The sequence below is a fragment of the Luteitalea sp. genome, assembly GCA_009377605.1.
Classification (GTDB): Bacteria; Acidobacteriota; Vicinamibacteria; order Vicinamibacterales; family Vicinamibacteraceae; genus WHTT01.
The window spans coordinates 8,707-11,763 of the sequence record WHTT01000139.1; the positions used below are offsets into that span (position 1 = coordinate 8,707).

The window sequence follows — 3,057 nt, forward strand, 5'->3', positions numbered from 1 at the left end:
CGGCGGCAACCTCGGTGGTGTCTCGGACGTCAGGAATCACAGCCTGGCGTACGGCTCAGGACGTCGATCAGTCGTCCAAGGGTGAACCTCGGTTCGTTCTCGTTGGAATACGGCTCCGGATCCGGGTTCTGGACCCGATATGCAAGCCTTACCCAGAACGGTATCTCCCGATCAGCACGCCGCAGGGCCGTCGCGGGCAGCGTGAGGTGCTCGAGACACCACGCCTCGGCGTCCCTCGCCGTCAGGTGCGAGACCGAACGCCGCGGCGCCCCGATTCGAGTCACCGCAAACTGTTCTTCCCAGAGATCGTAGCTCAGATTGAAATTCTGCCGACTCGCGGCAAGCGCGGGACCCTCGGGTGCTGCCAATGCCGTAACCGCGACGTCGATGCGTACCGAGCGGCCACCTTTCAAGCGCGCCAGCACTCGTCCTTCGATGAAGCGGAACCCGGGCGCGAGGACGTGCACGACATTTCCCACGGCGTGCACGGACAGGGACTGCGCTGACAGTCGTACACCTGGCGCCGCGATGACGAACAGCGTGACGAGGCCGAGGCGCCAGATCGACAGGCGGATCGCGGCGCCGCTCAAAATCGTACACCCATCATGAAGGTGGCCGTGACCTCGCTGGCATTCAGCGGAAAGCCCACGGTCAAGAACGTGTTGTCGGTGTGGTAGCCGAACCCCGTGGAGAATCGCACCTTCATCTCGGCATCCGGATCCCACACCGAGCCCGTATCGAGGAACCACGCGATATGGCGATAGCGGTACTCGAGCGACTGGTGAAACATTCGATCGCCGCCGGTCGGAGCGATGTCGAACTTGTTCCAGCCGCGAAGCGTCGACGAATCCCCGAGCGAAAACCGCTCGAACAGCGGCGCGCGGCCGGTGATGCGACCCACGGCGAGGCCTGCTATCACGGCGCTCTTCCCGCGCTCGTACTGGTAGTCGACCTGGCCGACGTGCCGCGTGTAAACGAGATCGCTGTCGAGCTCGCTCGTTGCGGATCGCCACTCGTAGCTCGCGGCCAGGTTTTGGCTGTCGACTCGTCGTTGTTTCCAGCGTTGGTCGTAGGCAATAGAGGCAACCACCGCGTTCGCCTTCTGAGATTCCGGGGAGCGAGACAGCGACTCCAGCTCGGAGACGCTGGCTCCGGCCGTGATTCGCACATGCGGGCTGAAGGCGAACGTGACCGTCGGCTCGACGGTCAGGCGCTCGCGATAGGCCTCCGGGATGCGCGGATCGGCCGCGAGTGCCGCAAGCGTGTCGGGGTGCCAGGTCTGACGGAGGCGAGACACCTCGAGGCTGGCGCCGAGCCGTTCGGTGACGAGCTCTCGGCTTTCGAGGCGCACTCGAAAGCCCGAGTAGTCCTCGATCAGATCGTCGCCGTTGCTGAACACGAAACCTACCGTGGCGCGATGGCGCCGCCCGCCATTCGAGATGTCCAGCACACCGCTCCATTTCTGATCCGCGTGATAGACGAGCTTCGACCTCGACGGCCTGAAGGGAATCCAGGGCTCCTCGCGCTGTCCGACTTCGAAGACGACACGGATGCGGCCCGGCTGACTCCCCCGCGCAATGTGTCTCGTCACCCTATAGTCAGGTAGCTCGGCCGCCAGCCATTTCTCGAGCCGTTTGGCCTCGTCTGAGTCGAGGCGCGTGCCGACGAGCGACTGCAGATCGTCGCGCAGCTGCCGACTGACCTTCCTCTCGGAAATGCCTGAGATCTCTACGCTCTCGACCGTGTACCGCGCGTTGATGTTCAACATGAGGTCCCGCGCGTCGCTGATTCGTTCGAGGAAGAAGGTGACGCGGACCTGACCGTCCGGCTGCACCAGTGTCCGCACGGTCGCGACGACGTCGGGATTCTCGGCTTCGATCCGCATGGCCAGGGCATCGAGTCGCTCGCGATGTAGCCTTTCTCCGACGAGCGCGTTGATATCATCTCGAAGCTTTGGGCTCAGCAAGTTCAAGTCCGACCCCGACACGTCGACTGATTTGATGAGCGCGCCTTCCGGCATCTCGGTCTCCTGGGCGCTGGCGCCAAAAACCGGCAGGCCGAGGAGGATCAGCATGAGTGCAAGCGTTCTTGCGGGCCGAGCCCCTGCCGGGCCTCGCCCCGCGACGCTCACTTGCCGCACTTTTGGTGCCTCAAGAGTTCTCATGGCGACACGTAAAGCAACTGCCGCGCCATCACGCAACTCATTGACTGTGAAGCGAATGGCCGAGACCGGGGTGTGCCGAGCATTCACAGGTGTGACCGACGATATACGGTCGAGACGAGTATGAACGCGTCGATTGCCGCACGGAGGCTGCACAACCAGCGCGTCGAACGGCCGTTGGGCCGAAACGCCGTCGACATTGTCCGCTGGTTCGGCGCCATGCAGGCGAAGGAGTATGGCCCCGCGAAGTGGGCAATCGGGCTGCGCCTGTCCGGCAGGGCGACCGACGCCGCCATCGAGCGCGCCTTCACGACGGTCGCATCCTGCGCACGCATGTCATGCGGCCGACCTGGCACTTCCTGGCGCCCACTGATATCCGCTGGATGCTGGATCTGACCGGACCGCGGGTGCAGCGGCGCATGGCTCCCTATGACCGCCGGCTCGAGCTCGATCGATCGACGCTCGTGAGCGGGACGGCAGCGTTCGAGCGCGCGCTGCGGGACCGGCACTACCTGACGCGCGCGGAGCTTGCCGTCCGCCTCGAGCAGGCCGGCATGGTCGCGCGCGGCCAGCGCCTGGCGCATCTCGCGCTCCATGCCGAGCTCGAGGGCGTCATCTGCAGCGGCCCACGCCGCGGCAAGCAGTTCACCTACGCCCTCCTGGCCGAGGCCGCCTGCGAGGCGGCGACGGCTGGCGCGTAAACCTGGGCCGCTCTGCTCTCGTCAAAGAGGTCGATGACTTCCTGGATGGCCGACCTTCGCCTTGCGGTGCGCGGGTTCCGCAGAAACCCCCTCTTCTCGACAGTGGCGATTCTGTCCCTGGCGCTGGGTATCGGCGCGAACGCGGCGATTTTTACGCTCATCGACCAGATTCTGTTGCGTCGGCTGCCAGTGAAG

At 64.8% G+C, this 3,057-nt stretch carries 2 protein-coding genes and 1 pseudogene (1 of these 3 only partly in view); 2 read left to right on the forward strand and 1 reads right to left on the reverse strand.

Going from position 1 to position 3,057, the window contains the following annotated elements:
* A pseudogene (locus tag GEV06_26775) lies at nucleotides 1-506 on the forward strand (hypothetical protein); it begins 1,402 nt to the left of the window's first position.
* Nucleotides 507-586: 80 nt separating this feature from the next.
* Here GEV06_26775 and GEV06_26780 read toward each other — a convergent pair.
* Complete coding sequence (locus tag GEV06_26780) at nucleotides 587-2,164, reverse strand: BamA/TamA family outer membrane protein (GenBank protein MPZ21465.1); 1,578 nt, start codon at nucleotides 2,162-2,164, stop codon at nucleotides 587-589.
* A gap of 101 nt (nucleotides 2,165-2,265) precedes the next feature.
* Between GEV06_26780 and GEV06_26785 the strand changes: the two genes are divergently transcribed.
* The gene (locus GEV06_26785; GenBank protein ID MPZ21466.1) at nucleotides 2,266-2,862 is read left to right on the forward strand and encodes a hypothetical protein; all 597 of its coding nucleotides are present in this window, start codon (nucleotides 2,266-2,268) and stop codon (nucleotides 2,860-2,862) included.
* Nucleotides 2,863-3,057 lie beyond the last annotated feature (195 nt).

What these genes read in the sequence shown, in the direction of transcription:
- GEV06_26780 (MPZ21465.1), bottom strand. Translation starts at nt 2,164, where the DNA reads ATGAGAACTCTTGAGGCACCAAAAGTGCGGCAAGTGAGCGTCGCGGGG.